20 protein-coding genes, 2 tRNA genes and 2 pseudogenes are annotated in these 21532 nt (G+C 68.8%); 16 read left to right on the plus strand and 8 right to left on the minus strand.

What is annotated here, in order from left to right; genetic code table 11:
* The first annotated feature begins 172 nt into the window (after positions 1-172).
* The 13 genes and pseudogenes from N0A24_00490 (at position 173) to N0A24_00550 (ending at position 11599) form a co-directional block, all read left to right on the plus strand.
* Positions 173-832, plus strand: a complete 660-nt coding sequence (locus N0A24_00490) for a CBS domain-containing protein (GenBank protein MCS7171894.1) — start codon at positions 173-175, stop codon at positions 830-832.
* Positions 833-966: 134 nt separating this feature from the next.
* Positions 967-1254, plus strand: a complete 288-nt coding sequence (locus N0A24_00495) for a ferredoxin family protein (GenBank protein ID MCS7171895.1) — start codon at positions 967-969, stop codon at positions 1252-1254.
* Between the two features lie 32 nt (positions 1255-1286).
* Positions 1287-2434, plus strand: a pseudogene (locus N0A24_00500) (2-oxoacid:acceptor oxidoreductase subunit alpha).
* Positions 2394-3125 (plus strand): thiamine pyrophosphate-dependent enzyme, encoded by a 732-nt coding sequence (locus tag N0A24_00505; protein MCS7171896.1) that lies wholly within the window; start codon positions 2394-2396, stop codon positions 3123-3125. Before N0A24_00500 ends, N0A24_00505 begins: the two are co-directional and overlap by 41 nt.
* On the plus strand, positions 3115-3255 hold the full coding sequence (locus N0A24_00510; GenBank protein MCS7171897.1) for a hypothetical protein: 141 nt from the start codon (positions 3115-3117) through the stop codon (positions 3253-3255). The genes N0A24_00505 and N0A24_00510 overlap by 11 nt, the downstream gene beginning before the upstream one ends.
* A 15-nt stretch (positions 3256-3270) precedes the next feature.
* The gene (locus tag N0A24_00515) at positions 3271-3639 is read left to right on the plus strand and encodes a 2-oxoacid:acceptor oxidoreductase family protein (GenBank protein MCS7171898.1); all 369 of its coding nucleotides are present in this window, start codon (positions 3271-3273) and stop codon (positions 3637-3639) included.
* 8 nt (positions 3640-3647) lie between these two features.
* The gene (locus tag N0A24_00520; GenBank protein MCS7171899.1) at positions 3648-4877 is read left to right on the plus strand and encodes an FAD-dependent oxidoreductase; all 1230 of its coding nucleotides are present in this window, start codon (positions 3648-3650) and stop codon (positions 4875-4877) included.
* Between the two features lies 1 nt (position 4878).
* Positions 4879-5529, plus strand: coding sequence for a hypothetical protein (locus tag N0A24_00525; GenBank protein MCS7171900.1), 651 nt, complete (start codon positions 4879-4881; stop codon positions 5527-5529).
* Positions 5438-6943, plus strand: coding sequence for a hydrogenase iron-sulfur subunit (locus tag N0A24_00530; GenBank protein ID MCS7171901.1), 1506 nt, complete (start codon positions 5438-5440; stop codon positions 6941-6943). The genes N0A24_00525 and N0A24_00530 overlap by 92 nt, the downstream gene beginning before the upstream one ends.
* Before the next feature lie 274 nt (positions 6944-7217).
* Complete coding sequence (locus N0A24_00535) at positions 7218-8093, plus strand: (Fe-S)-binding protein (protein MCS7171902.1); 876 nt, start codon at positions 7218-7220, stop codon at positions 8091-8093.
* 93 nt (positions 8094-8186) lie between these two features.
* Positions 8187-9143: an electron transfer flavoprotein subunit alpha/FixB family protein gene (locus N0A24_00540; protein ID MCS7171903.1), complete on the plus strand. Its 957-nt coding sequence runs from the start codon at positions 8187-8189 to the stop codon at positions 9141-9143.
* A gap of 39 nt (positions 9144-9182) precedes the next feature.
* A complete protein-coding gene (locus tag N0A24_00545; GenBank protein ID MCS7171904.1) occupies positions 9183-9908 on the plus strand; it encodes an electron transfer flavoprotein subunit beta/FixA family protein in 726 nt (241 codons plus the stop codon).
* Between the two features lie 110 nt (positions 9909-10018).
* The gene (locus N0A24_00550) at positions 10019-11599 is read left to right on the plus strand and encodes an amidohydrolase family protein (GenBank protein MCS7171905.1); all 1581 of its coding nucleotides are present in this window, start codon (positions 10019-10021) and stop codon (positions 11597-11599) included.
* 128 nt (positions 11600-11727) lie between these two features.
* Here the strand turns inward: N0A24_00550 and N0A24_00555 are convergent.
* The 3 genes from N0A24_00555 to N0A24_00565 all read right to left on the minus strand — a co-directional run bounded on the left by N0A24_00555 (position 11728) and on the right by N0A24_00565 (position 14174).
* Positions 11728-11803: transfer RNA gene (locus N0A24_00555), tRNA-Phe, on the minus strand.
* A gap of 3 nt (positions 11804-11806) precedes the next feature.
* A tRNA-Asp gene (locus tag N0A24_00560) sits at positions 11807-11884 on the minus strand.
* Positions 11885-11918: 34 nt separating this feature from the next.
* Positions 11919-14174 carry a xanthine dehydrogenase family protein molybdopterin-binding subunit gene (locus N0A24_00565; protein ID MCS7171906.1) on the minus strand — a complete coding sequence of 752 codons (2256 nt, stop codon included), beginning with the start codon at positions 14172-14174 and terminating at the stop codon, positions 11919-11921.
* Positions 14175-14305: 131 nt separating this feature from the next.
* Between N0A24_00565 and N0A24_00570 the strand changes: the two genes are divergently transcribed.
* A complete protein-coding gene (locus N0A24_00570) occupies positions 14306-15664 on the plus strand; it encodes a nicotinate phosphoribosyltransferase (GenBank protein ID MCS7171907.1) in 1359 nt (452 codons plus the stop codon).
* Here the strand turns inward: N0A24_00570 and N0A24_00575 are convergent, their stop codons facing one another.
* The gene (locus N0A24_00575; protein ID MCS7171908.1) at positions 15665-16186 is read right to left on the minus strand and encodes a hypothetical protein; all 522 of its coding nucleotides are present in this window, start codon (positions 16184-16186) and stop codon (positions 15665-15667) included. It lies immediately after the preceding gene.
* 6 nt (positions 16187-16192) lie between these two features.
* Complete coding sequence (locus N0A24_00580; GenBank protein MCS7171909.1) at positions 16193-16504, minus strand: iron-sulfur cluster assembly protein; 312 nt, start codon at positions 16502-16504, stop codon at positions 16193-16195.
* A gap of 109 nt (positions 16505-16613) precedes the next feature.
* On the opposite strand from N0A24_00580, the gene N0A24_00585 reads away from it, so the two are divergent.
* Both N0A24_00585 and N0A24_00590 read left to right on the plus strand, forming a co-directional pair.
* Positions 16614-16910 carry a hypothetical protein gene (locus N0A24_00585; GenBank protein MCS7171910.1) on the plus strand — a complete coding sequence of 99 codons (297 nt, stop codon included), beginning with the start codon at positions 16614-16616 and terminating at the stop codon, positions 16908-16910.
* Positions 16907-19609, plus strand: a complete 2703-nt coding sequence (locus N0A24_00590) for a UPF0182 family protein (protein ID MCS7171911.1) — start codon at positions 16907-16909, stop codon at positions 19607-19609. The genes N0A24_00585 and N0A24_00590 overlap by 4 nt, the downstream gene beginning before the upstream one ends.
* On the opposite strand, the gene N0A24_00595 is transcribed toward N0A24_00590, so the two are convergent.
* From N0A24_00595 to N0A24_00605, 3 genes and pseudogenes are all read right to left on the minus strand, one after another.
* Positions 19606-20022 carry a CBS domain-containing protein gene (locus tag N0A24_00595; GenBank protein ID MCS7171912.1) on the minus strand — a complete coding sequence of 139 codons (417 nt, stop codon included), beginning with the start codon at positions 20020-20022 and terminating at the stop codon, positions 19606-19608. The two genes, N0A24_00590 and N0A24_00595, sit on opposite strands and share 4 nt — an antisense overlap.
* A 123-nt stretch (positions 20023-20145) precedes the next feature.
* A pseudogene (locus N0A24_00600) lies at positions 20146-20892 on the minus strand (CNNM domain-containing protein).
* A gap of 76 nt (positions 20893-20968) precedes the next feature.
* Positions 20969-21532, minus strand: a complete 564-nt coding sequence (locus tag N0A24_00605; GenBank protein MCS7171913.1) for a response regulator — start codon at positions 21530-21532, stop codon at positions 20969-20971.

The following is a 21532-nucleotide window of genomic DNA, read 5'->3' on the forward strand; positions in this document are numbered from 1 at the left end:
GGGATCTCATGGACCTTCCCGGATCCGGCATAAGGCGGACAGATCCATCCTCCACCCGAGGGGGAAATCGGGTCCGCACCGGATGCCCGAATTCCGGAGCCCATGAGAGAAGTGGTGCGTAAGCCCGCGCCTGAAGGGGGGGCGCGGGCTAGTGTGCTTGCCGGAGGAAGGTATGCTCGTCCAAGATGTGATGACCGCGAACCCGGTGACCACGGCCCCGCAGGCACCCCTACAGGAGGCCCTGGAGCAGATGCAGAGCCTTCGGGTTCGTCATCTCCCCGTGGTCTGGGGCAACCGGCTGGTGGGCGTGGTGACGTGGACGGACATCCTGCGGGCAGCCCTTCCGCCCCTGGCGTCCGGGGAAGCGGACCGCCCTCCTGTCCTTCCGCACAATCTCACGGTTTCCGAGGTGATGACCCGCGAGGTGATCACCATCTCCCCGCAAGCCACGGTGGAGGAGGCGGCGACCCTCCTGCGCCGGCACCGAATCGGTTGCCTTCCCGTGCTGGATCGGGAACAGCTGGTGGGAATCGTTACCAAGAGCGATCTCTTCGACGCCCTGGTCTACCTGCGGGGCGGAGATCTGGACGGCGTCCGGCTGTCCGTGGCCCTGCCGGGAGGGCTGGAGGATCTCCATCGCCTGGTGCAGGCCCTCCGGACCCTGCAGCCGAACCGCTGGGGACTTGTCCTTTCCGTGCGCCTGGATGGGATGATTAAGCGGGCGGATCTGTGCGCTACAAATGTCCCACCCCTGGTGCTCGCGGAACACCTGGCTGCGGCGGGGCTCCACCCCTTCCATCTCCGGTTCCGGGTACCCACCAAGTCCCGGTGAGGTCCTCCACCGGGACGGGCTGTGAAACAGGCAGGGGTCCTTCCTGGATCAACCCAATGGCTGAGGAAATATGAGATGCCTGGCGCATTTCCCGTCCGAGGGCTGCCCGGGGAATTCGGGACGGACCAGACCTCATGACCCCGTCCGCGCGCCCCGTGCCCTTCGTCCGCACTCCGCTGAACGCCCGTGGCGTGCGGATCCCGAAGGGTCGGGTGTACACCCTTCCGGAACGGTGCAAGGGCTGCCGATCCTGCATTGAGTTCTGTCCCAGGGAGGCCCTCATGGAATCCTCTTCCATGAACTCCAAGGGCTACCACTACCCTGTGGTGCAGCCGGGCAGGGAAGAGGATTGGGTGCACTGCGGGTTCTGCACCGTCATCTGCCCGGAGTTCGCCATCTACACCGTGGAGGTGTCTGCTTGAAGGGCAGGCGCGTCCTCACGGGCCGACACTTCATGATGGGAGATGTAGCCTGCGCGGAAGGGGCCCTGGCTGCCGGCTGCACCTTCTTCGCAGGGTATCCCATCACCCCCTCCACGGAGATCGCGGAGCGCCTGGCCCTGCGCCTTCCGGAGGTAGGGGGACACTACATCCAGATGGAGGACGAGCTTGCCGGCATGGCGGCCGTCGTCGGCGCATCCTGGGCCGGGACTAAGGCCATGACCGCTACTTCCTGCCCAGGGTTCAGCCTGATGATGGAGAACCTGGGGCTTGCCGTGATGATGGAGGCACCCTGCGTGGTGGTGAATATCCAGCGCGGCAGCCCGTCCACCGGCCTGCCGACCCTGACCGGGCAGGGCGACGTGATGCAAGCCAAGTGGGGCTCCCACGGGGACTACGAGATCGTTGCCTACGCGCCGTCTACCTGCCAGGAGATGTTCGACCTCACCGTCCGGGCGTTCAACGTGGCGGAGCGGTTCCGCAACCCTGTGATACTCCTGGCAGATGAGGTGGTGGGGCACATGACGGATCGGGTGGTGATCCCCCGGAAGAGGCTATCGAACGGTGGGAGCGGCCCCGCCCCACGGTGCCTCCGGGCGAGCTGTGGTTCCCCTTCGCGGCCGACGGGGACCTGGTCCCGCCCATGCCGCGCGCGGGGGAAGGCTACCGGGTCTACGTAGAGAGCCTCGCCCACGACGAGCGCGGGTACCCCGTGATGAGTCCCGAGGCACACGGTCGGCTCGTGCGCCGGCTCAACGAGAGGCTCCGCCGGGCCTACCACCAGCTCGTGGACTACGAACTCCTGGCGGCGGAGGACGCGGAGGTGGTGGTCGCCTATGGATCCACCGCCCGCTCCGCGCGCCACGCGGTGCGTCTCGCCAGGAAGGACGGGATGCGGGTGGGGCTGCTGCGACCCATCACCCTTTGGCCCTTCTCCGGCCACGTGGTGGAGGAGCTGTCGGCTCGCGTGCGGGCCTTCGTGGTGGCCGAGCTGAACCTCGGCCAGGTGATCCGGGAGGTGGAGCGGTTTACGGACCGGCCCGTCTACGGGGCCGACCACGCGGGCGGGATGATGATGCCACCGGAACTCATCCTGCCCTCGATCGAGGAGGCCTACCGGGATGCCCAGGGAAGCCGTCGCCGATACACACCCGCTCGATGAGGTCCTCCGGTCAGACCGCCTTCCGCACATCTGGTGCCCGGGGTGCGGCCTAGGGACGGTGCTCGGTTGCTTCGCCCGGGCCATGGTGGCCTCGGGCATCCCCCTGGACCGGCACGTGGTGGTCTCGGGCATCGGCTGCACCGGCCGGGCCGCGGGCTACCTCAACGTGGATGGCTTCCACACCCGCAACATGGATCTGAACGTGATCTGCGTCAACAACTTCAACTACGGGATGACCGGGGGCCAGCTCGGCCCCACCACCCCGCAGGGCGCCATCACCACCACCTCCCCCTACGGCTTTCCCGAGGAGCCTTTCAACCTCCCCCGGCTGCTGACCGCTTGCGGGGCCGTGTTCGTGGCCCGGTGGACGTGCCTCCACGTGCGCCAGCTGGAGGCCACCATGGTCCGCGCCCTGCGGAAGCGGGGATTCCGCTTCATCGAGGTCCTCGCCCCGTGTCCTGTGGGATTCGGACGGCCCAACGACCTGGGCGAGGGCATCGACGAGCTGTGGTTCTACCGGCGCCAGGCGGACTACGACCCCCAGGCGGCCCTGGAGAGGCTGGAGATCCGCATGCGCAAGGACTCGAAGATCGTGTGGGGGGTGTTCGTGGACACTGAGCGCCCCACTTACATGGATCGGTACCGGGAGTACGTGCTCCGCAAGGTCCAGGAAGGTCCCGGTGCGGCGTGAGGTGCGCCTCAGCGGGTTCGGCGGCCAGGGCATCGTGCTGGCGAGGTATATCCTCGGCAAGGCCGCGGCGGTCTACGAGGGTCTGAAGGCAACCCTGGTCCAGTCGTACGGCCCAGAGGCCCGGGGCTGAGCTGCCAGCGCGGCGGTGATCATCGCGGACGAGCCCATCGAGTACCCCCACATCGAGCAACCGGACATCCTCGTGCTCATGTCCGCGGAGGCCTACCACACCTACCGGCGTTCCCTGCGACCTGGCGGCATTCTGCTGGCGGATCGGGATCTGGTCCCCCTGCAGGCCGAGGACCGGGCCCTCGCGGTCCCCGCCACGCGCCTTGCGGAGTCCCTGGGCCGCCGCATCGTGGCCAACATGGTGATGCTGGGCGCCCTGGTGGCCGCCACCGGCATCGTGCGCAAGGAATCCCTGGAGGAGGCGGTACGGACGTCGGTGCGGGCCCACACGGTGGCGTTGAACCTGCAGGCCGTAGAGGTGGGATACCGGTCCGTGCGGGAGTGAGTGGCGCCATGAGCGATCGGGTCCTGGTCATCGGAGACGGCATCGCGGGCATCCAGGCGGCCCTGGACTTGGCCCGGGCCGGCGCTCGGGTGACCTTGGTGGAGCGGGCCCCCACCATCGGGGGCAAGATGTCCGTGCTGGACAAGAACTTTCCCACCTTGGACTGCTCCATCTGCATCGAGGCCCCCAAGATGTCCGAGGTGGAGCAACACCCCAACATCGAGGTCCTGGCGCCGGCGGAGGTGGAGCAGGTGGAAGGGCAGGCGGGGGCCTTCCGGGTCACCATCCGCCAGAGGTCCCGGTTCGTCACGGACGAGTGCACCCGCTGTGACCTGTGCACCCAGGTATGCCCCATGGTGCTGCCCAACGAGTTCACCGCCTCCATGGGGGTCCGCCGGGCCATCTACACCCCCATTCCGCAGGCGGTGCCCGGCGCGTACCTCGTGGACATCGAGAACTGCCTCAACGACCCGCCCAACTATCTCCTCTGCCAGCGATGCGTGGAGGCCTGCCCTCCCAAGTGCATCGACTTCCTCATGCCCCGCACCCGCTCCACGGTCCGGGAAGTCGGCGCCATCCTCGTGGCCACGGGCTATGAACTGTTTCACCCCGCGGCCCTGCGCGCCTACGGCTACGGGACCCACCCCGACATCCTCACCTCCCTGGAGTTCGAGCGCCTCCTGACCTCCGCAGGACCCACGGGCGGAGAGATCCTCCGGCCCTCGGACGGCAGGCCCCCCGCAACCTGCTGTTCGTCCTGTGTGGGCTCCCGGGACCGGCGCTTCTATCCGTACTGCTCGCGGTTCTGCTGCATGTACTCCATCAAGCACGCGTTCCAGGCCCTGGACCACGGCATCCGGGACGTGACGGTGCTGTACATGGACGTGCGGGCCTACGGGAAGGGCTTCGATGCCTTCTGGGACCGTGCGCGCCGCGAGGGTGCGAGGTTCGTCCGCGGGCGCTCCGCCTCGATCCGGCCCAACGGCCAGGGTCTGCGGGTCCGGTACGAGGACACCCTGGCCGGGCAGATTCGGGAGGAGGACTACGACATGGTGGTTCTAGCCCCCGCGGTGCGTCCGCCGCAGGGGCTTGCGGAGCTGGCCCGGATCCTGGGGTGTGGAGCTGGACCAAGACGGGTTCATCAAGGCGGCGGAGGAGCGCGGAGGCCTGCTGTACACCACCCGCCCCGGCATCTACGTGGCCGGGTGCGCCGCGGGTCCCAAGGACATCCCGGATAGCGTGGCGGAAGCGGGGGCGGCCGCCGCGGCAAGCCTCGTCCACCTCACGGGGCGCAGCTGGCCCGAGGAGCCCCTGCTAGAGCCCGTCCGGGACGTGGACAAGCCCCGGGTGGGGGTGTTCGTGTGCCACTGCGGGAGCAACATCGCGGGCGTGGTGGACGTCCCGCAGGTGGTGGAGTTCGCCCGCACCCTGCCGGACGTGGTGTGGGCTCAGGACCAGATGTTCAGCTGCGCGGGTGTGCCCCAGCAGGAGATCGCCCAGGCCATCCGCGAGAAGGGGATCAACCGGGTGGTGGTGGCCGCCTGCTCTCCCAATACCCACGAAGGGACCTTCCGGGGGGTCCTGGTGCGGGCCGGCCTGAACCCCTACCTGCTGGAGATGGTGAACCTCCGGAACCAGGACTCCTGGGTGCACAAGGGCTCCCGGGAGGAGGCCACGGAGAAGGCCAAGGACATGGTGCGCATGGGGGGTGGAAAAGGCGCGCCGGCTTCAGCCCCTGGAGCCCCGCACCCAGCCCGTGGTGCAGCGCGCCCTGGTGATCGGGGGCGGGATTGCGGGCATGGCCGCGGCCGCCAACCTGGCCCGTCAGGGGTCCGAGACGCACCTGGTGGAGCGAGAGCCGGAACTGGGAGGCACCCTGCGCCATCTTGACACCCTGTGGCCCTCGGGGCTTCCCGCCCGGGAGGTTCTCCGGGGTGCACGGGAAGACCTTCTGCAGGCGGGCGTGCACGTCCACCTGAACACGGAGGTGGAGGTCATCGGGGGATACGTGGGGAACTTCTCCGTCCGCCTGCGGAACGGGGAGGAGCTCCAGGTGGGCGCGGTGATCCTCGCCACGGGTGCGCAGCCCTACACGCCCACGGAGTTCCGCTATGGCCAGGATCCCCGGGTCATCACCAACCTGGAGCTGGAGCGGGTTCTCCACCAGGTGGACGCCCACCCCATCACCTTCGTGTCCTGTGTGGGCTCCCGCCAGGGCCCCATGGGGTGCTCCCGGTACTGCTGCGCCTCCATGATCGGTCAGGCGCTCGCATTGCGCCGGCGCGGCAAGCACGTGCGCGTCCTCTCCAAGTACATCCGCACCTACAGCCGGCAGGCGGAGGAACTGTACGAGCAGGCCATGCGGGAGGGCGTGTTCTTCCTGCGTTATGCCAGCGACCTCCCGCCGCAGGAGGCGATCCACTTCGAGGACGGCGTGGTGCGCTTCCGCGACGAGCTCTCCGGAGCCACCGTGCACCTGCCCACGGACCTGCTGGTCCTGGTGGTGGGCCTGCGGCCTGAAACCCTCACGGACCAGCTGAAGCTGGCCCACAGCGAGGACGGCTTCTTCCTGGAGCTGCACCCCAAGCTGGGACCCGCGGAGACCGCGGTCCAGGGTGTCTACCTGGCCGGGGCAGCGCAGGCACCCAAGGACGTACGGGATACGGTCTCGCAGGCCCTGGCGGCCGCAGCGAAGGCGGGAGGGCTCCTCTCCCGGGGCTCCATCGGGAAGGAGCCTCTCACCGCGGTGGTCGACCCCGACCGGTGCATTGGGTGCATGCTCTGTGTCCCTGCCTGTCCCTTCGGCGCCATCGAGATGCCCTACTTCACCAAGGAGCAGATCCTGGCACAGATCGACGCGGCCCTGGCGGACCGTCCACAGGAGAAGGTCCTGGTGTTCGCCTGCAACTGGTGCTCCTATGCCGGCGCGGACCAGGCGGGCATCGAGAAGTTGCAGTACCCGCCCTCGGCCCGCATCATCCGCACCATGTGCTCGGTCCGGGTGGAGCACGACTTCGTGGTCCGGGCCTTCGAACGGGGGGCGGGTGCGGTGCTGATCACGGGATGCCGGCTCACGGAGCAGGGATCTGACTGCCACTACAACTATGCCAACCGGCACACCGCGAAGCGGTTCGAGCTGTGGAAGAAGAAGTTCGTGCGGCAGGGGGTCGCGCCGGAGCGGTTCCAGCTCCAGTGGATCTCCGCCTCGGAGGGCAAGCTGTTCGCCAGCAAGATGGCGGAGATGCACCGGGTGGTGCAGGAGTACTGTCGCCAGCTTGCCGCCGCTCGGGGAAGCCAGCCATGAGCACGGCCGTGCCCGTGGAGGTCACCTTCGACGACGCCACCTGGGAACGCCTCTTCCGGATCACGGGCGGTGCGTTCGCTCCCTGCTTCAGCTGCGGGGTGTGCACCGCCGCCTGTCCCTGGGGCTTCGTGGGCGGTGGCCGGCTCAATATCCGGGAGGTGGTCCGAAAGATTCAGCTGGGGCTGGAACTGGACCCCACAGACACCCTCTGGCGCTGCACTACCTGCGCCGCGTGCGTGGCGGGATGTCCCCTGGGGTGGACACCCCGGAGGGCATGGTGCGGCTCCGCGCCAAGGCCTGGCGGGAGGGCCGCGTTCCCCGGAACCTGCACGGGGTGCTGTGGGCGGTGCACTGGGACGGCAGTCCTTACCGCCGCCCACCCACCCACCGGGCCCGGTGGGCGAAGGACTTGGACGTGCCGCGGTTCGCCCCGGACCATGAGGTTCTGTATTACGTGGGCTGCACCCCCTCGTACGACCGCCGCATCCAGAAGGTGGCCCGGAGCTTGGTGGAGATCCTGCGGCGCAGCGGGGTCTCCTTCGGCATCCTGGGGGAGCGGTGCTGCGGGGAGAGCGTCTACGTGCTGGGGCACGACACGTACCTGCGCCGGTACGTGGAGGAACACGCGAAGCTGCTCGCGGAGGCGGGGGTGTGGACTCTGGTGACCACCTCCCCGCACTGCTTTGACATGTTCCGCCGCTTCTACCCAGACCTCAGCGGGCGCTTCCGCCCCCTGCACCACACCCAGTACCTGGCCGCCTTGGTGGAGGACGGGCGGCTGCGGTTCACCCGGGAGCTGCACGTACGGGTGACCTACCACGATCCCTGCTACCTGGGCCGACGACACGGGATCTACGACGAGCCACGGAGACTCCTGACGGCCATCCCGGGCGTGGAGCTGGTGGAGATGCGGGACCACCAGGAGGAGGCCCTGTGCTGCGGCGGCGGAGGCGGGAGGATGTGGATGGAGACGCCGGCCGAGGAGCGGTTCAGCAACCTGCGGGTTCAGCAGGCCGTGGAGGCCGGAGCCGAGGTGCTGGCCACCGCCTGCCCGCACTGCGTCCTGTGCCTGGAAGACAGCGTCAAGGTCCTGGGCGTGCAGGGGCTGCAGGTGATGGACGTGGTGGAGGTGATGGCGCAGGCCCTGTAGGAGGGATCGCCGTGGTGGAGTCCCTCTACCCACCCCGAGGAGGCGAAGGGGCTCTGGATCTACCTGGAGCAGACGGGCGGAAGCCTCGCGGGAGTGGGGCTGGAACTGTTGGGGAAGAGCCGGAGCCTTGCGGACGAACTCGGGGTGGAGCTGGTGGGCGTCCTGCTGGTCCACGGAGTGAACCCCCTCGCGGAGCAGGCCACCCGCTACGGCGCCGACGAGGTCCTGGTGGTGGACCATCCGCACTTGAGATCCTACCGGTTCGATCTGCACACGGACGTGCTCTTCCACCTCGCGTGCATCTACCGGCCCAGTATCCTGCTCCTGGGTGCCACCCCGAACGGCCGGGATCTCGCCGCCCGCCTGGCCGCCCGGCTGCGCACGGGGCTTGTGGCGGACTGTGTAGACCTGCGCATCGATCCACAGACCGGACTCCTGCTCGGGATCACCGCGGGCTTCGGAGGAGGGATCCTGGCCACCATCCAGTGTCCCCGCCATCGCCCTCAGATGGCCACGGTGCGACCCGGCGTGTTTCCGCAGCCCGCGCCACAGTCGCGTACGGGTACGGTCCGGCGGGTAGAGGCCCCCGTGGGCACCAGCTGCGTCGAAATCCTGGAGCGGAAGACGGGAACGGAGGAGGACCTCACCACCGCCAGAGTCCTGGTCGTCGGCGGTGGCGGCACGCGGGGCGATTTCCGGCTTCTGCGGGAACTGGCGGACTTGATGGGAGGGCGGTTGGGCGCCACCTGGGTGGCGGTGGACGCCGCATGGGCACCCCGGGAGTGGCAGATCGGACAGACGGGATGCACCACGAGGCCGCAGCTGGCCGTGGTGTGCGGCGCGAGCGGTGCCACGCAGTTCACCGTGGGGATCGAGGCCGCCCAGGTTGTGGTGGCGGTGAACGTGGACGAGGAAGCTCCCATCTTCGAGCATGCAGACTACGGCATCCCCGACGACCGGTTCACGTTCCTGCCCGCCCTCATCGACCGGCTGCGCCGCATGAAACAGGAGGGAGATCCGTGCAGGGAATTCGCGTCCTCGTCTGCCTAAAGGTGGTTCCCAAGCCGGAGGAGGTGCGCATCAATCCGGATGGATCGGGCGCGGGCCCGCTCCGAAATCAACCCCCCGGACCTCAACGCCCTGGAGCTGGCCCTGCAGCTCAAAGACGAGTGGGACGGGTGGGTGGGGGTGGTCTCCATGGGTCCCCCCTTCTTCGAACCCTACCTCCGTACGGCGCTCGCCATGGGTGCGGACGCGGCGTTCCTGCTCAGCGATCGGCTCTTCGCGGGAGCGGATACGCTGGCCACCTCCTACACCCTGGCCCGCGGCATCGCCCGCATCGGGACCTACGACCTGGTGCTGTGCGGGGAGGAGTCCAGCGACGGGGCCACGGGGCAGGTGTCCGCTCAGATCGGGGAGTGGCTCGGAATTCCGCACGTCACGTATGCCTCCAGCGTCGACTTCCTCCCGGGAGCCCGCAAGGCAAGGATCCGCCGGGAGCTCGGAGGTGGCTACGAGGTGGTGGCGGTGCCCCTGCCCGCGGTGGTGTCCGTGCGGGTGGGTTCGAACGAGCCTCGATTCCTGGATCCCGTCCGAATGGCCTGGGCGGAGGATGCTCCGCTCACCGTATGGAGCGCCCGGGACCTGGAGGTGGATCTCGACCTCGTGGGGACCGCGGGATCTCCTACCGTGGTGGCCGCGGTTTGCGAGGCGCCCGCCCGCGAGCACAGGCGCGAGATCCTCCTGGGCACCCCCGAGGAGAAGGCGGACCTCCTCGTGGACCGCCTGCGAAATCTGCTGCGCGAGCTCCTGTAAAGCTTTCCCCCTGCTGAACTCCACGCGTTCGCTTTCCCCCGGACACGCTCCGAGAAGACCCCAGCCATCGGGGTACCATGGCAGAAGAGATCCGCGTGGGAGGAGGCGAAATGCCCGGTAGACCGAAGGAAGCCGTAGTGCGGCGTATGCGGGTGGCGCAAGGGCTGGAGCCCGCAGATCTCGTGGTCCGCGGCGCCGTGGTGGTGAACGTATACACGGGGGAACTCCATCCCGACTCCGTGATCGCCACCAGCGGGGATCGCATCGCATACGTGGGGCCGCCCATCCAGGGTCTGACAGGGGAGAACACCCAGGTGCTGGACGCCAAAGGGCGGTACGCCATACCCGGTCTCATTGATGGCCACACGCACCTCCTGGGCGCCCGCTACTGCCCGGAGGAAGCGCTTCCCCGCATCTTAGCCTCCGGTACCACCTCCGTGGTCACGGAGCTCGCGGAGCCCGCTTCCGTGGTGGGCCTGGCGGGCATCCGGGCAGGGATGGAGGCGGTGCGGGACCAGCCCGTGAAGGTCTTCGTGACCCTCCCGCCCCTTGCCTGTGCCGCTTCCTTCATGGAGGACGTGGCGCTCGAGCTGGAAGGGGTACCGGGAGCTCCTGCAGCGCCCAGAAGTCGTGGGACTCGGGGAGGTGTACTGGGGGAACCTCGTGCTGCGGGAGGACCCGCGGATCCTGGACCTTGTGTCACGGCCCTGGAGGCCGGAAAGGTGGTGGAGGGACACGGAGCGGGAGCCCGGGGAGGCCGGCTGAGCGCGTACGCGGCCGCGGGGATCACCTCCTGCCACGAGCCCATCACCCCGGAGGAGGTCCTAGAGCGGCTGCGGATGGGCTACCACACCATGGTGCGAGAGGGAAAGGTCCGGCAGGAGATGGAGGCGGTGGCTTCCGAGTGGCGGGAAAGCGGCGTGGATCTGCGGCGGTTGTGCCTGGTAACCGACAGCGTAGCCGCGGATCAGCTGTTGGAACTGGGATACATGGACCACCTTCTGCGGAAAGCCATCCGTCTAGGCATGGACCCTGTCCGGGCCGTGCAGGCGGTCACCCTGAATGTGGCGGAGCACTCCCGGCTGGACCACCTGATCGGAGGACTTGCCCCCGGCCGGTACGCGGACCTTGTCCTCACCCCGGACCTGCGGGACTTCCGCGCGGAGGTGGTGGTGGCAAACGGCCGGGTGGTGGCGGAAGACGGTAAGGTTCTGGTGTCGTTCCGTCCTCCCCGGTATCTGGAGGCACTTTGCCGCACCGTGCCTCCTGCGTGCCTGGTTTCTCCGGACGCCCTGCGGGTCCCGGCCCCAGGCCGAAAGGGGTCCGTGCGGGTGCGGACGGGAGGCTATGCCACCACCATGGCCTGGGATGCGCATTGTCTGGTAGCTGTAGGGTGCTCCCCTGAGAACACGGCCCTGGCCATCCGGCTGGCGGTGGCGCTGGGGGGCGGATGCGCGGTGGTCAGTAGGGGAGAGATCCGGGCGGAGCTCCCGGCCCCCGTGGCGGGGGTGGTCTCCACCCTCCCCCTGGAGGAGGTGGCGCGGCGGGAACGGGCGGTGGACCAGGTGCTGCGGGAGTTGGGAGCCGGTAGCCCTCGTCCTTCCCTCACGGTGGACGTCCTTACCGCGACCGCTATCCCGCATTTCAAGATCAGCGCGGGTACGTCCGGGTGCGGGACGGAAGCGTGGTAGGGGTGTGGATAGAGGAGGCGGAAGCGAACGGAGGCCGGGGGCCTCCCGGTTCCAGGGGGTAAAGAAACCCCTCTCTTCGACCCAGGCACTCAGGGGCGAAGAGGCGAGTCTGGGGGCTCGAATTCCCGTGGTGCCTGGGGAGGGAGTCGAACCCCCGACACGGGGATTTTCAGTCCCCTGCTCTACCACCTGAGCTACCCAGGCCCATGGCGGGGACGACGGGATTTGAACCCGCGATCTCCGGCGTGACAGGCCGGTGTGTTGACCAGGCTACACCACGCCCCCGCCACCCGTAGTTTACGGAGTCCACTCCGAGAAGTCAAAAGCCCCGCAGGGCCCGCAGCACCCGCTCCGGGGTGATGGGAAGTTCCAGGACGCGCGCCCCCACCGCGTCCCGGATGGCATTCGCCACAGCCCCCGCCCCGGGCACCACCGGCGGCTCACCCACGCCCCGCGCTCCAAACGGGCCATGAGGGCTAGGGACCTCCACCAGCACGCCCTGCATGGACGGGATGGTGGTCGCCCGGGGGAGCGCGTAATCCAGAAACGAGGTGGTGCGTGGGATCCCGCTGCGGTCGTAGAAGATGGCCTCCCATAATCCCCATCCCAGGCCCTGCACCATCCCTCCGTACACCTGCCCCTCGATGAGCAGCGGATTGATGGCGCAGCCCACGTCCTGCGCGAGCACTGCGTCCAGAACCCTGACCTGACCGGTCTCCGGATCTACCCGCACCCGCACCAGCTGCGCGGCGAAAGCGGGCGCCTGCTCTGTCTGCGCGGAGGTTCCCACCGCCCAAATGGGCTCGAACCTTCCCCCAAACCGCTGGGCGAGCCCCGCCAGCTCCGCAAGGCTCACCCGAGGCTCAGAGACCCCTCGCACGAAGACGTACCCGTCCCGCAGTTCCAGATCCTCCACCGCGGCCTCCAGGACCTGGGCGGCCATGCGCAGGATCCGAGCCCGGGCCTCCTCCGCGGCGTACTGCACCGCCCGCCCCACGGTGTAGAGCACCTTGCTCCCCGCGCTGGCACCCGCGTACGGCGCGTGGTCCGTATCTCCCTGCACGATCCGGACCCGCTCCGGCGGAACCCCGAGGATCTCGGCCACCAGCTGTCCGAGGGCCGTGTGGGTCCCTTGTAGGTCCACCGCGCCCACGTGCACCCGCACGCTCCCGTCCCGGTCCACGGAGCATGCGGCAGCCGCGGGCTCCAATCCCCCGGGCCATCCGCCCACCGCAAGCCCCAGTCCCTCTCCCGGCGTCCTCCGTCCCTCCCGCCACAGGGGATGCTCCTGAATCGCCAGCAGGCACGCGCGAAGCCCGATGCGGGGGTACCGTCGGCCATCGGGAAGCGCGTCCCCTTCCTGCAGGAGGTTCTGCAGGCGGAACTCCAGAGGGTCCAGCCCGAGCTGCCGGCTCATCTCGTCCATCTGGGACTCCAGGGCGAAGGCCGCTTGCGGGGATCCGGGTGCCCGGTACGCGCCGGTTCCGGGCTTGTGGGTGAGGACCTCGAACGCCTCGATCTCCAGGTGCGGGAACCGGTAGATCGCGCCCAGCAGGAAGGCCGCGATCCGGGCGGGAGAGCCGGGAAAGGCGCCCGCGTCGAACACCAGACGGGCCTGCAAGGCGGTCAGGGATCCGTCCCGGCGCACGCCGGTCCGGAGGGTGAGGATGGCACCGTGCACGGGGTTGCTCAGGAGGAACTCCTCGTGGCGGGTGAGCACGATCCGCACGGGCCTGCGGGTGTGGACCGCCAGGGCAGCCGCGAGGGTCTCCAGCAGGAGGAACTTCCCCCCGAACCCACCCCCCACTGGGGCGGGCACCACCCGTACCCGATGCTCGGGCCAGCCCAGAAACCGCGCTACCTCCTGCCGGACCCCGAAGGGGCTCTGGGTTCCGGTCCAGAGCGTCAGCGCCTCCCCTCCCGGATCCGGGATCGCCACGGTCGCGTGGGGTTCCAGGTATCCCTGATGCACCGAAGCGGTGCGGTACGTGCGCTCGAGCACCAGATCCGCCTCCCCGAGTCCCCTCGCCACATCGCCCCGCGCGAACCGGACCCGGGCGGCCACGTTCGGAGAGCCCCTGGGGGTCTGCGCGGCGGGCTCTTCCGCCCCCGCCGCATGGGCTCCCGCATCCGCCCGCAGTCCCGGAATCCCCTCGGGCCAGACCGGAGGGGCCTCCTCCGCCAGGGCCTCCAGGGGATCCACCACCGCGGGCAGGGGATCCACCTCTACCTCCACCAGGGCCGCGGCATCCTCCGCGGCAACCTCTCGCTCTCCGAGGACCACGGCCACGGGCTGCCCCGCGTACACCACCCGTTCCCGGGCCAACAGGCCCGTGGCGTGGCTGTAGGGGGTTCCCTGGAACCACGGAAGATCCCGGGCGGTGAGCACCGCCACCACCCCCGGGACCGCCAGGGCCCGGTCCGTGCCGATGCGTCGGATGCGGCCGTGGGCCACCGGACTCAGGACGAGCCGGGCGTGCAGGAGATCCGGGACCCCGAGATCCGCCGCAAACCGGAGGCGCCCCGAGACCTTTTCCCGCCCCTCCCGAAGCGGGATCCGGCGTCCGATCCACATCGCTTCCCTCCCTGCCGAGGATCTGCATGCTCCTCTAGGGTACCGCCCGCTCCCAGGGGCCGGGGAGGCTCCGCTTTCCCGTGGGAGCGCGTATCCTAGTGGGCAGAAAGCCGGCGGAAGTGGAGGGCGGGATGGAGGAAGGGCCGATGGCGTTCGTCACCGAGCGGAACATGGCACTACTGGTGGACCTCTATGAGCTCACCATGGCGCAGAGCTACTTCCGGGAGGGCCGCAACGAGCTGGCCACCTTCGACCTCTTCGTGCGCAACCTCCCGCCCCGCCGCGGGTTCCTGGTGAGCGCGGGACTGGATACCGTGCTGGACTATCTGGAGCGGCTGCGCTTCCCGGAGGAGGGAATCGCCTACCTGCGCGGGCTTGGGCTCTTCGACGAGGACTTCCTCCGGTACCTCCGGGAGTTCCATTTCACGGGGGACGTGCGGGCCATCCCCGAAGGCGAGGTCTTCTTTCCGCCGGAGCCCGTACTGCAGATCACCGCGCCCCGCATCGAGGGGCAGATCGTGGAGACCTTCCTCCTCAACCAGATCAACCTGCAGTCCCTGATCGCCACCAAGGCCGCCCGGGTGGTGCTGGCAGCCCGGGGCCGTCCCGTCATCGATTTCTCGCCCCGCCGGGACCACGGCACGGACGCGGCCCTGAAAGTGGCCCGCAGCAGCTACCTCGCGGGGTGCGCGGGCACCAGCAATGTACTGGCGGGGATGCTCTATGGCATCCCCGTCTACGGGACCATGGCCCACAGCTACGTTATGTCCTTCGAGGATGAACTGGAAGCTTTCCGCGCCTACGCCCGCCAGTTCCCGGACCGATGCATCCTGCTCATCGATACCTACGACACCCTTCAGGGTGCTCGCAACGCGGTGGTGGTGGCCCGGGAGCTGCGGGAGCGGGGGTATCAGCTGCGTGGGGTGCGGATCGACAGCGGGGACCTCGTGACCCTCAGCCGGCAGGTGCGGACCATCCTGGACGGAGCTGGATTCCCGGAGGTGCAGATCCTCGCGAGCGGCGACCTCAACGAGGAGAAAATCTCGGCCCTGTTGGAGGCGGGAGCTCCCATCGACGCTTTCGGGGTAGGAACGGAGATGGGGGTTTCCTACGACGCGCCAGCCCTGGGCGGAGTCTACAAGCTGGTGGAGGACACCGCGGGATACCGCATCAAGCGCAGTACGGGAAAGGTGACGCTCCCGGGCCGCAAGCAGGTGTGGCGGGTATACCGGAAGGGGCAGATGCAGGAGGACATCATCGCCCTCGCGGACGAGCCCCCCCCCGCAGGTGGAGAGCCCCTCCTGGTGGAGGTCATGCGCCAGGGGCGACGGGTCCACCATGAGACCCTAGAGGATGCCCGGCGCCGCTGTCGCGAGCGTTTCCAAGCACTCCCGGATCACCTCCGCCGGTTGGACGGCGGAAGCTACCCCGTCCGCCTCAGCCCGCAGCTGGAGGCCGTACTCCAGGCGATGGCGGGAGCCGCCTTCTAGTTACTCCGGCCCGAACACGAACCGGACCCGGTCCCCATCCCGGGGATAGTAGTCCTGCCAGCTCTCCAGCCGCCTGCCGTTCACGAGCACGGACCACCGCCCCGGTCTTCCATCCGGGCACCGATCGCCGTCCCGGTAGGTCCGGCCGTCCGGAAGGGTGAGGGCGTTCTGCCTTGGGAGAACTCCCACGGAGAGGAGGAAGGTCCGCAGGGTAGCCTGCCTGCCCTCCTCGTTGGTCTCCGGGTGTACATGGATCACCCCGTCCCCATGGGTGTGGGTGTTGCCGGGACTGGGAGGAAAGGGGGGAAGCCGTCTCCCGCAGATCTCCACCGTGTAGGGCGCGTGCCAGTGCACTCCGGCCCGAGGGTAGTCAGGACGGGACCGGAGCCCGTAGGCCACCACCGCTACCCCCAGCACCACCACTCCCCCGAACACCCAGGGCCAAAGCCGATCAAAGGCCCTCCGCGGTGCGGGGCGCGGGGCCGCTTTCCGAGCCGTCTGCTTTCCGCCGCGCGCCGGCATACGACCCTACACCGGGAAGCCCATGCTCTGCAGCACGAGCCGCCCCTCCTCCGTGAGGCGCTCGGGTGTCCACGGTGGCGAGAAGACGATCTCCACCTCCACCTCCTCCACCCCCGGGAGCTCCAGCAACTTCGTGCGGATCTCCTCCGCCAGGATGGGACCGATGGGGCAGCCCATGGCTGTGAGGGTCATCCGGATGAAGATCCGGCCGTTGTCCTGCTGGATGTCGTAGATGAGCCCCAGGTCCCAGACGTTCACCGGGATCTCCGGGTCGTAGCAGGTCTTCAGGACCTCGATGATCTCCTCCCGCGTGGGCATCACACACTCCCATCCAGGGATTCCGGGCACCAGCTCCCCTCGCCCATCATACACGAACCCGCCAGGCCCTGTGCGGAGATGTTAGGATGAAGGCGGGATGGAGGAGGTTATGTCGCAGACCCTTTCCCTCCCGCACCACGTGGAGTTCACCTGTCCGGTCTGTCGGGGTCCCGTGCGGTTCGTGATCGGGATCCGGGAAGGGGTGCCCTCTGACAGGCCGGGTGGACTCGACTACTTCCCCACCTGCCCCCACTGCGGGACGGAAGTGCGGATCACCGTCTACCCGCTCCCCCACCTGTCCCTCCGACTCCCCCGCATGGCCGCCCTCGCGGGCCTCACCCTCCTCGCCCTGAGCTGGATGTGGGGCCGCAGGCGTCCTCCCCAGGGGCAGGAGAAGGCGCGGTGAGGATTCCCCTGCGGCTGCTGCTCGCGCTTCTGCTCGTGCTCTCGCTGGTGCTCTGGCCAGCCGTGGCCTACTGGTACACGGAGTGGCTGTGGTTCGTGGAGCTCGGGTATCCCCGGGTGTTCTGGATTCCCTTCCTGTCCAGACTCCTGGTAGGAGGGTCTGTCTTCGCCTTCGTATTCGTACTCCTCTACCTCAACGCGCGGCCCTTTCTGCGGCGGTGGGCTCGCCCGGAGGTCATCGAGTTGTACCGGGACGGTGGGCGTTTCCGCCCCCGGGTACCATCCCCGTGGCCCCGCCGCACCGTCCTCGCCATCTGCTCGGGGATCGCGTTCCTCGCGGCCCTGGCGAGCACGGGGCAATGGGTGAGCTTCCAGCAGTTCCTGCACGCCCAGCCCGCGGGCACCCAAGACCCCATCTTCGGACTCGACCTCTCCACCTACCTGCTGCGGCTGCCCTTCTGGCGGTTCCTGGTAGACCTGGCGTGGGGGTGGCTGCTGTTCGCCTTCGTGGGGGTGACCGTCGGGTACCTGCTGGACACCGCGGCCTTCGCGGTCCGGGGCGTGTGGGCCCTCTCGCCCGGGGCCCGGACCCACCTCTCCGTGCTCCTGGCGTTGCTGTTCCTGGTGCGGGCCGCGGGCTTCCGGCTCGACGCCCTGGAGCTGATGACCTCCCAGCGAGGGCTGTTCTTCGGGATGACGTATGCGGACCTGCACGCCCGCCTGCCCGCCCTGAACCTCCTCTTTTTCCTCTCCCTGGTGGCCGCGGGCCTCCTGTTTGCGAACGTGTGGTTGCGCACGGTGCGGTTCGCCGCGGGCGTGGTGGCGGTCCAGCTCCTGGCGTGGTTTGTAGGCGTGGGGCTGCTGCCCGGCCTCGTGCAGCAGTTGGTGGTGGCCCCCAGCGAGCTCACCCGGGAGACCCCCTATCTCGCCCACCACATCCGGGCCACCCGGGCCGCCTTCGGGCTGGAGGGGGTGCGTGCGCAGGTTTTTCCCGCGGCGGAGCGGCTCCCCCCGGAAGCCCTCGAACGAAACCGGGATACCCTGGAGAACGTGCGGCTTTGGGACTACCGGCCGCTGCTGGAAACCTACCGGCAGCTGCAGGCCCTGCGGGCCTACTACACCTTCCACGACGTGGACATCGACCGCTACCGCATCGGGGGCCGGTCGCGCCAGCTCATGCTGGCGGCCCGGGAACTGGATCTCTCCCGGCTCCCGCCGCAGGCCCGCACCTGGGTGAACGAGCACCTGGTCTATACCCACGGATATGGGGTGGTGGCAAGCCCCGTGAACCAGGCCTCCGCGGAGGGACTGCCGGAGCTGTGGATCCGGGATCTGCCGCCGCAGGCACGGTTTGCGGAGCTTCGGATCACCCGGCCCGAGATCTACTTCGGGGAACGCACCCACCACTACGTGATCGTGCGCACCCGGGTGCCGGAGTTCGACTACCCCCGGGGGGAGGAGAACGTCACCACCCGGTACGAGGGCCGGGGGGGGATTCCCCTCTCCCACCCCCTCCGGCGGTTAGCTTTCGCCACCCGGTTCGGGAATCTGCGGATCCTTCTCTCCACGGAAATCACCCGGGAGAGCCGGGTGCTCTTCGCCCGCACGGTGGGGGAACGGGCGCGGCGGCTCGCGCCGTTCCTGCGGTACGACGCAGATCCCTACATCGTGATCGCCCAGGGCCGTCTGTATTGGATCCTGGACGCTTACACCACCAGCAACCGGTACCCGTACGCGCAGCCCGTGGGGGACATCAACTACATCCGCAACGCGGTGAAGGTGGTGGTGGACGCCTACCACGGTACCACGGACTTCTACGTGGTGGACCCCTCGGATCCCCTCATCCGTACCTGGGCCCGCATCTTTCCGGGACTGTTCCAGCCCGCAGACCACATCCCTCCCGAGTTGCGGGAGCACCTCCGGTACCCCGTGGACCTCTTCGAGCTGCAGGCCCAGGTGTACGCCACCTACCACATGCGGGATCCCCGGGTGTTCTATAACCGGGAGGACGTGTGGTCCTGGCCCACGGAGATCTTCGCGGGACAGCAGCAGCGCATGGAGCCGTACTACGTGACCCTGCGGTTGCCCGGGGAGCCGGGGCCCGAGTTTGTCCTCATTCTTCCCATGACCGCCCAGCGCCGGGAGAACATGACGGCCTGGCTTGCGGCCCGCAACGATCCTCCCCACCTGGGAGAGCTGCGGGTGTTCCTCTTCCCCAAGGAGCGGGTGGTGTTCGGGCCCATGCAGGTGGAATCCCGGATCGACCAGGATCCCCAGATCAGCGCCCAGCTCACCCTGTGGAACCAGCAGGGTTCCCGAGTGATCCGGGGGAACCTGCTGGTGGTCCCCCTGGAGGATTCCCTCCTGTACGTGGAACCCATCTTCCTGCGGGCGGAGACGAGCCAACTCCCCGAGCTCAAGCGGGTGATCGTGGCCCACGGGCCCCGCATCGCCATGGAGGATACCCTGGAGGCAGCCCTCGCCCGGGTCTTCGGACCCCTTCCCGCCGTGGAGAGGGCCGCTCCGGCGGGGTCCACGGGAGATCTGGACGCCCGCTCCGCGGAGCTGGTTGCCCGAGCCCTGGCACACTACGAGCGGGCCCAGCGCCTGCTGCGCGCTGGGGATCTCGGAGGATACCAACGGGAGATGGAGGCCGTAGGCCGCCTCCTGCGGGAGCTCAGTCGCCGGCTGCAGCGTTAGGAAGCCTTCGGGCGTACCAACAGCTTGTCGATGCGCCGACCGTCCAGGTCCACCACCTCGATCTCGTACCTCCCGAACCCTACCTTCTCCCCCACGGAGGGGATGCGGCCCGTGAGGTGGAGCACGAGACCCGCCGCGGTGGTGGCCTCTCCGGTGTCCACGGTTTCCTCCTCCAAGCCCAGACGGGAGAGGAGCTGGTAAAGGGGGGTGAGACCGTCCACCAGCAGGGATCCATCTTCTCGCACCACGATCTCCGGCTCCTCCGCGCCATACTCCGAGGGGATCTCCCCCACGATCTCCTCCAGGATGTCCTCCAGGGTGACCCAGCCTGCGGTTCCCCCATACTCATCCAGCACCACCGCCGCATGAGTCCGGTGCTCCTGGAGCACCCGGAGGGCCTCCAGGACCCGCACGGTCTCCGGGAGGCTCGGAACGCTCCGGACCAGGTTCCGCCAGTCCTCCCCCTCGGGGCATCCCACCAAGTCCCGGGCGTACAGCACCCCTACGATGTGGTCGAGATCCCCCTCGTAGACGGGGAAGCGGGAGTAGGTGGAGCCGCGGACGGTGCGGAGCACCTCCGGCCAGGTGGCGTGCACGGGGAGGCCCACCAGCTCCGTGCGCGGGGTCATGATCTCCTCCAGGCGCCGGTTCGCTACGCGTGCCACGTCCGCCAGCACCTTGGCCGTGGTCTCCCGCAGCAACCCCGTCCGTGCGCTCTCCTCCACCAGCACGCCGAAGTCCTCCAGGGTCATGCGCTGGGCCGGGAGCCGCCCCAGTCCCACCAACCACAGCACCGCGTTCGTGGCCGCAGTCAACAGCCCCACCGCGGGTGCCACGAGGCGCGTGAAGCTCCGCATGGCGGGCGCGAGGGCTACGGCCACCTCCTCCGCCCGCTCCAGGCTCACCCGCTTGGGCACAAGCTCCCCCACCACGAGGAAGAGGAACGTCAGGAACACCACCACGAGGCCCAGGGCCACGGGCTCCGCGTAGGGGGCGAGAGGAGGCCAGCCCTGGAGGAGCACGGCGAGGGGCTGTGCGATGCGGACCCCCGAATACGCGGAGGCTAAGGTCCCCACCAGGGTGATCCCGACCTGGACCGCGGCCAGGAACCGATCCCGGTGACGTACCAGATATAGAGCTGCTTCCGCCCCCCGCTCCCCCGTCCTCTGCAGGCGCTCCAGCCGGACTGTCCGGGCCGTGAGCACCGCGGTCTCCAACGCGGCGAAGGCCGCGTTGGCCAGAAGCAGCAGGAGGATGACGAGGGTTTCCTCCAGCCACGCCATCCGGGGTGGATTTTCTCCCCCTCCTAGGTCCCTCCCTGCCGCGGTCGCCCGAGGAGTCCGGGCAAGCCGGCTGCGGTCATCGGGGCGGACGGCGCTGGGAGATCAGGGCGTCGGAGTCGAGGATGGCCTGGGCCACCTCCCGCATGGTCCTGCGCTGGTTGCGGGCTCGCCGCTGGATCAGACGGTACGCCTCCTCCTCGTCCAGGCCCAGCCGTTTCATCAGGATGCCCTTCGCCCGCTCGACCAGCTTCCGTGTCTCCAGGGCCTCCCGGGCTTTCCGCACCTCCTGGAACCGCTGGTAGCTCAGGGTCACCGTCGCCAGCAGCTCCGACTCCACCAACGGTTTGGTGATGTACGCGTAGGCACCCACCTCCTCGGCCGCCAACAGGAGCTCCCGGTCGCCGTAGGCGGTGAGGAAGACCACGGGCAGCCTTCCCGCCACCCGTCGGGCTACCTCGATCCCGTCCGTGGGCTCCATGCGGATGTCCAGCACGAGGAGATCGGGCTGCAGTCGATCCACCAGTTCCAGGGCCTCCCGTCCCGAGGCCGCCTCCCCTACCACCTCGTGCCCGGCCTCCTCCAGGATCCGGCGCACACCCATCCGGATGAGGGGTTCGTCGTCCGCGATGAGGATCCGCAT

The organism is Armatimonadota bacterium, from assembly GCA_025059775.1.
Lineage (GTDB): Bacteria > Sysuimicrobiota > Sysuimicrobiia > Sysuimicrobiales > Sysuimicrobiaceae > Sysuimicrobium.